Here is a 5,996-nt window from a genome sequence, read left to right as displayed (position 1 = left end):
GGGCCGGGCGTCCCGGCCCGCGGCGCCGCGCGTCCGCGCAGTGGCCGCAGTGGCCGCGGCTCAGGAGCCGGGCGACGGCTGGAGCACACAGACGCTGTCGAGTCCCAGGACGTGGTTGAGGCGGCCGAACGCCAGCCAGGAGCCGATGCTCATGCTCAGCTCCACGATCTCCGCCTGGCTGTAGTGCGCCGTCATCCGCTCCCAGAACGCGTCGTCCAGGTTGTGGTGGTCGAGGGTGTAGCGCTCCGCGTACTCGGCGGCGAGCCGGGTGCGTTCGTCGAAGCGGTCCGTCGTACGCCACTGCGTGACCGCGTCCGGGAACCCCTCCTCCACCGTCACCCCGTCGCGCTCGGTGCGCCAGTCCAGGCAGAACACACAGCCGTTGATCTGCGCCACCCGCAGCCGGGCCGCCTCGAACTCGCGCAGCCCGAGCGTGGTGTGCGCGTAGACGGACAGGGAGAATTCGGTGGCCGCCTGCCCGATCCGGGGCACCATGTCCCCCCAGACGTACGGGATGGGCTCGGCGCCCTCGGGAATGTCGATCCGCATGATCACTTCTTTCCCAGTCTGCCCACCGCGGGGCGCAGCGGGACGTCGAGTGCGTCGTAGAGCCCCGGACCGGCGTCGACGAGCCAGTCGATGGCGTTCACCAGCCGGCCGGCCGCCGTGGCGTTGCCCCCGGCGGCCCGGTTCCCGCCCTCGTCCGTGGCCTCGACGGTGACCTCGATGCGCGGGCGCCCTTCGATGATCACCCGGTGCGCGCCGGCCCCGCCGCCCGGCGGCGACGGCCAGTCCGGGGCGCAGGCGGGGTGGATACGGGTGATGTGCTCGACGACGATCCGGGGCTCGCCGCCCACCGTCCCGCGCACCTCCAGCCGTACGGCCCCCTGCGTGCCGGCGGCGAACTCGCCCATCGTCGCCGTGGTGACGGTCGTTTCGAGGGGCCGGCGTTCCAGGACCTCCTCCACGCCGTCGAGTTCGGCGCCCAGGGCCCGTGCCATCATCCGCAGCTGCCCGCCCCAGATCATGCCGGGAACGCCCTCGGCGAGCATCAGCGGCTGATGGTCCAGCGGGTGCCCGAACCCGATGAGATCGCGTACGGCCTCCTCCTGGTCGTACGTCGAGTAGTCGAAGACCTCCTGGCAGCGCACGGTGTCGATGTCCGACCCCAGCCCGCTGACCAGCAGCGGCAGCACGTCGTTGGCCCAGCCGGGGTCCACGCCCGACACGAACAGCGCGCCGCCCCCGGCCCGTGCCGCCCCGGCCAGCACGTCGCGGATCCCGGCGGGGGCGTTCACGCAGTCGTACATGCCGTACACGGACGGCGTGACGACCACCGCGCCTGCCCGCAGCGCGCGCCCGATGTCCTCGATCGCGCCGTCCGGGCGGACGTCGCCGGACGCCGCGTACACCACCGCGCGCGGGCCCGCCGCGAGCACCGCGTCCACGTCGCCGGTCGCGGCGACCCCGAGAGTCCGCCCCAGCCCGGCGAGTTCGCCCGCGTCCCTGCCGACCTTGGCGGGACTCGACACCAGCACGGCCACCAGGCTGAGCATCGGATGCGCCGCCACGGCCCGCACGGCCGCCCGCCCGACATTGCCTGTGCCCCAAACCACCGTGGGAATCATGCGCGGAGGGTAACGACGCCCCCCGGAACTTCCCATACCCGTGCACAAGGAATCATCCCGCCGCTCCCCGCGGGGCCGCGCACACCCCACGGCCCGGGTTCCGGGGCCGGGCCGTGGGGCGGGGGCGGGTCAGGACCGGATGAAGGCCAGAATGTCCGGGTTCAGGACCTCCGGGTGCGTCGTCAGCATCCCGTGCGGGTAGCCCTCGTACGTCTTCAGCGTCCCGTTCTTCAGGAGCTTCACGGTCAGCGGGGCCGAGTCGTCGTACGGGACGATCTGGTCGTCGGTGCCGTGGGCGACCAGGACCGGTACCTCGATCTGCCGGAGGTCCTCGGTGAAGTCGGTCTCGGAGAACGCCTTGATGCACTCGTACTGGGCGTTGGCCGCGCCCATCATGCCCTGGCGCCACCAGTTGTCGATCATGCCCTGCGACACCTCGGCGCCGGGGCGGTTGAAGCCGTAGAACGGGCCCGCCGGGGTGTCGATGTAGAGCTGGGCGCGGTTCGCGGCGAGCGCGTCGCGGAAGCCGTCGAAGACCTCGATGGGCAGACCGCCCGGGTTGGCCGCCGACTTGAGCATGACCGGCGGTACGGCGCCCACCAGGACGGCCTTGGAGACCCGGCCGGGCTTGGCGCGCGCGACGTAGCGGGCGGCCTCGCCGCCGCCGGTCGAGTGCCCGATGTGGACCGCGTCCCTGAGGTCGAGCGCGTCCGTGAGCGCCGCGACGTCGGCCGCGTAGGTGTCCATGTCGTGGCCGGTCGCGGTCTGCGTCGAACGTCCGTGGCCGCGGCGGTCGTGCGCGATGACGCGATAGCCGTGCCCCAGGAAGAACAGCATCTGGTTGTCCCAGTCGTCGCCGCTCAGCGGCCATCCGTGGTGGAACACGACCGGCCGGCCGTCGCGCGGGCCCCAGTCCTTGTAGTAGAGCGTGGTGCCGTCGTTGGTGGTGACTACAGGCATCCTCGAATCCTCCGCTCGCCCGGTCGTGCCCCGGCGACACACGGAGACAGAGGTGGGGGGCACTCGGGACAGACGATGCACGCCCAGGGGCGCGGTCCGGATGTACCCGGCCCACACTACGCCCGGGTGACGTGGGCCACATCCGCAGCCGCCGGGCCCCGGCCGGGCGCCCGCGCACCACGGCGGCGAGGCTGGCGCCACCGGCGAGGCGGGCGCCCCTGTGGCGTACGGGGCGTCAGGCGGCCGTCGCCCGGACCGCGGAGTCCGTCCCCGCCGGCCCGTCATGCCTCCGGGCCTGCCAGGGGTTCGTGTGGATTCTGTGCCCCCGCGCCGGCCCCTTCACCCTCCCGTGGCATGATCTGGCCCACTGCGCCGCCGGTGCCGCCTCACCGGTGCGGCCGCGAAGCGCGAACGGGGAGGGACCCGCGTGGGGGACCAGTTCAGGACGGACATCGACCAGCTCGCCGCGTTCACGAAGGATCTGCAGGGCGCCCAGGACTCGCTGGACCAGGTGCGGACCGCCCTCCAGAGCGTGCGCGCCGACCAGATCGGCACGCCGGAGCTGGACGAGGCGTGCGACACCTTCCAGGAGCGCTGGAAGTACGGCAACGAGCAGATCAAGGCGCGCATCGGCAAGCTCACCGAAGGGCTCAAGCAGAACACCGAGAGCTACCGCGAGGTGGAGACCTCCCTGGAGGAGAGCTTCCGACGCGCCGCGGCCGCGGGGAAGTGATCGCGATGGCACAGAACCCGTATCCGAACCTCGGCTGGAACCCGGTGCCCGGCCAGCCCGTCGAGGTCGAGAAGCTCCGCACGCAGCTGGTCCGGTCCGCCACCGCGCTCCAGACCGCGTACCAGAAGATAGACAGGCTGCTCGGCGAGTCGAGCTTCTGGGAGGGCGACGCGGCCGTCGGGTTCCGCGAGGCGCTCGACGGCGATCTGCCGAAGTACATGAAGGACGCCCACACGTCGCTCACGCAGGCCGCGGGCCATCTCGGCACCTGGCACGGCGGGCTGACGGGGCGTCGCGAGCTGGCGCAGAAGTACGACGTGCAGGCGGGCGAGAACAAGGGCGACCTCAAGAGCGCCAACTCCCGGCACGAGACGGCGAAACGGGACCCCGACCTCAAGCTCGCGGGCCAGACCTTCCAGGAGGGCGCCGAACTCCAGGCCGCGCAGACCCGCCTGAACGCGGCGACCGCGCGGCTCGACGACGCGGTGTCCGCCGTCAACAAGGCGCAGGGCGCGCTGGACGACGTGCTGCGCAAGGCGCGGGAGCTGGAGAGCACCCACGAGGCGGAGGCGCGCGCCCTCGCGGGCAGGCTGAAGGACGCCACGAAGGACCTGGCGCCCGAGGAGCCGGGGTGGCTGAGCAAGGCGCTCAGCTGGATCGGCGACAACCTCACGAACATCCTCAGCGTCCTGGCGGCCGTCGCCGGCCTGCTGGCCCTGCTCCTGACGGGCCCGGTGGGCATCGCGTTCCTCCTGGCGGCGGGCGCGCTGAGCCTGGCGACCCTGGCGTCGAGGCTGGCCGACCCCAAGGTCCGGGCCTCGATCGCGGACGGCTTCACCAAGGGCGAGTTCGACTCCGACTTCTGGGAGAACTCGGTCGGACTGGCCGGCGACCTGCTCGGCGCGGTGCCCGGTGTGGGCGCCGCCGCGCGCGGTATGAACGGCGCCATCCAGTCGACCCGCTTCGCGAGTGAGGCGGTCAGCGTGGGCCAGTTCCTGGGCCGCTTCGGCGACGACACCGTCACCGCCGCCGCCCGCCTCATGCCCTCCGCGACGGACGCGGGCCCGATCGGCAACCTGATCGTGCGGGGCGTCGGCGGCGGAGAGGGCCTGACCAAGGCTCTCGCCTACGCCTCCCCGGTCGCCGGTGTGGGCACCGCCGGGTTCGGGCTCGCCGCCGCCCAGATCGACGCGCTCCAGCCCGGCAAGGACGGGGCCACCGGCGTCGACGGCGGCCGGGCCGGCCTGTTCGACGGTCCGGGGGCGATCGCCCCGATCCAGGCCACGCTGCGGGCGATCATGCGATGAGCCGCGGCACAGGGAACGAGGAGCACATGCCGTCCACGGACAACGACCCCGGCAGGTTGCCGCGCCTCGTCATCGACGACTCGGCCCGCGACACGACCGCCAAGCTCTGGTACGCGCTGCCGGACGGCTTTCTCGACGTGCCGCTCCAAGCGCTCGACCCGGCTCCCGGCAGCGCGTACGAGGAGCAGTTCACGAACGTTCTGGCGCTGATCCTGGACAGCGCGCCCGAGGACCAGCGCGAGCGCTACGCGGGTGCGCTGCGCGACATGCGGTTCATGGTCGGGCAGATGCGCGGCGAGGGTGTCATCGGCTGCTCCCTCGGGCTGCACTTCGCGGACGACGGCTCGTCGGTGACGTCCGTCGTCACGGTGGCGCTGCGGGACATCGAGTGGGCGCCCCCGAAGCTCACCGCGGTGCGGGCGGCCGCGGCCCGGGAGAGCGCGGGTGGCGTGGAGCTGCTGGCCCTGCCCGGCGGGCGGCCCGGTTCGATGTGCGACACCCTCGTGACGGTGCCGGCCGTGGCGGGACTGCCGGCGCAGGAGCTGTACCAGTGCGACGTGTACGTTCCCGCGCCGTCCGGGGCGCAGTTGGCGGTGCTGGCGCTGAGCACGACGGCGGTGTCAGCGCGGGGGCACTACCGGGACCTGATGAAGGCCGTCGCGCACACCGTGGCCTTCCACGATCCGCTGCCCGACATCGAACGGACCGTGCGCGGCGACGGGCCCGGCGGCATCAAGGACAGTGTGACCGCCGATTTCGGCTGACCGGGAGGCGAGCGACGAGTGAGCAGGCACGTGAACGACCGCGGAGGGTTCGACGGCCCGGTCGCCTGGGACGAGCCCGGTACCGCGGCCGCCCTCGCGCGCTGGCTGGCGGGCCGGGTGGCCAGGACGGTCGTCTGGCTGGCGCTGTGGTGGGGGACGGTGTTCGTCACGGTCGTGCTGCTGCCGCCGGCGGCCGTGGTGCCGATGGTGCTCGTGCTGGCCGTGGTCGGCTTCAACGTCTACCTCTCGCTCGGCGCCATGGGCAGGTACTGGCGGATGCGCCGGATCCTCCGGGTCTATCCGTGGCGGCGCCTGCCCGGAGGGCTGCGGTACGACGAGCGGGGGCGCAGGGCCCATCTCGTGCTGCCCGACCCGGACCGCCCGGAGAAGACGGTGTCGCCCAAGCTGCCAGGGCTCTTCTTCCGCACCTGGGACCGCATCGCCCGCAAGGGGCTCGACGACCTCTGGTACGCGGGCGACCCCCGCTTCGCCTGTGTCGTCGCCCGCCCCGGACTGCGGGCACTGACCTGGGCGGCTCAGCCGACCGCGTTCAACCACCGGACCGATCCCCGCCGCAAGGGACTCAGCCCCGAGGCCCGGCGGC

The 5,996-nt window shown here is 73.0% G+C and carries 7 protein-coding genes; 4 read left to right on the top strand and 3 right to left on the bottom strand.

The genetic code is table 11. The features are described from left to right. Positions 1-60 precede the first annotated feature (60 nt). The 3 genes from SZN_RS34785 to SZN_RS34775 form a co-directional block, all read right to left on the bottom strand. Positions 61-549: a carboxymuconolactone decarboxylase family protein gene (locus SZN_RS34785; protein WP_043734715.1), complete on the bottom strand. Its 489-nt coding sequence runs from the start codon at positions 547-549 to the stop codon at positions 61-63. Positions 550-551: 2 nt separating this feature from the next. After that, positions 552-1,628, bottom strand: coding sequence for an NAD(P)H-dependent amine dehydrogenase family protein (locus SZN_RS34780; protein ID WP_043734712.1), 1,077 nt, complete (start codon positions 1,626-1,628; stop codon positions 552-554). Positions 1,629-1,757: 129 nt separating this feature from the next. After that, positions 1,758-2,588 carry an alpha/beta fold hydrolase gene (locus SZN_RS34775; protein ID WP_007504574.1) on the bottom strand — a complete coding sequence of 277 codons (831 nt, stop codon included), beginning with the start codon at positions 2,586-2,588 and terminating at the stop codon, positions 1,758-1,760. Positions 2,589-3,015: 427 nt separating this feature from the next. Here SZN_RS34775 and SZN_RS34770 point away from each other — a divergent pair, with 427 nt between their 5' ends. From SZN_RS34770 to SZN_RS37815, 4 genes are all read left to right on the top strand, one after another. Then, positions 3,016-3,321 carry a hypothetical protein gene (locus tag SZN_RS34770; protein ID WP_007504572.1) on the top strand — a complete coding sequence of 102 codons (306 nt, stop codon included), beginning with the start codon at positions 3,016-3,018 and terminating at the stop codon, positions 3,319-3,321. Between the two features lie 5 nt (positions 3,322-3,326). Then, positions 3,327-4,628, top strand: coding sequence for a hypothetical protein (locus SZN_RS34765; protein WP_007504570.1), 1,302 nt, complete (start codon positions 3,327-3,329; stop codon positions 4,626-4,628). Positions 4,629-4,654: 26 nt separating this feature from the next. Further along, on the top strand, positions 4,655-5,392 hold the full coding sequence (locus SZN_RS34760) for a hypothetical protein (protein WP_007504568.1): 738 nt from the start codon (positions 4,655-4,657) through the stop codon (positions 5,390-5,392). 30 nt (positions 5,393-5,422) lie between these two features. Beyond that, a partial coding sequence (locus SZN_RS37815; RefSeq protein ID WP_007504566.1) for a hypothetical protein occupies positions 5,423-5,996 on the top strand: 574 nt, incomplete at its 3' end.

It is taken from the genome of Streptomyces zinciresistens K42 (assembly GCF_000225525.1).
In the GTDB taxonomy this organism is placed as follows: Bacteria; Actinomycetota; Actinomycetes; order Streptomycetales; family Streptomycetaceae; genus Streptomyces; species Streptomyces zinciresistens.
This window is presented reverse-complemented; position numbering and strand designations above follow the sequence as displayed.

Excerpts from the sequence above, each read along its gene's own strand:
- SZN_RS34765 (WP_007504570.1), top strand. The coding sequence starts at position 3,327 with ATGGCACAGAACCCGTATCCGAACCTCGGCTGGAACCCGGTGCCCGGC.
- SZN_RS34760 (WP_007504568.1), top strand. The coding sequence starts at position 4,655 with ATGCCGTCCACGGACAACGACCCCGGCAGGTTGCCGCGCCTCGTCATC.
- SZN_RS34780 (WP_043734712.1), bottom strand. The coding sequence starts at position 1,628 with ATGATTCCCACGGTGGTTTGGGGCACAGGCAATGTCGGGCGGGCGGCC.
- SZN_RS34775 (WP_007504574.1), bottom strand. The coding sequence starts at position 2,588 with ATGCCTGTAGTCACCACCAACGACGGCACCACGCTCTACTACAAGGAC.
- SZN_RS34785 (WP_043734715.1), bottom strand. The coding sequence starts at position 549 with ATGCGGATCGACATTCCCGAGGGCGCCGAGCCCATCCCGTACGTCTGG.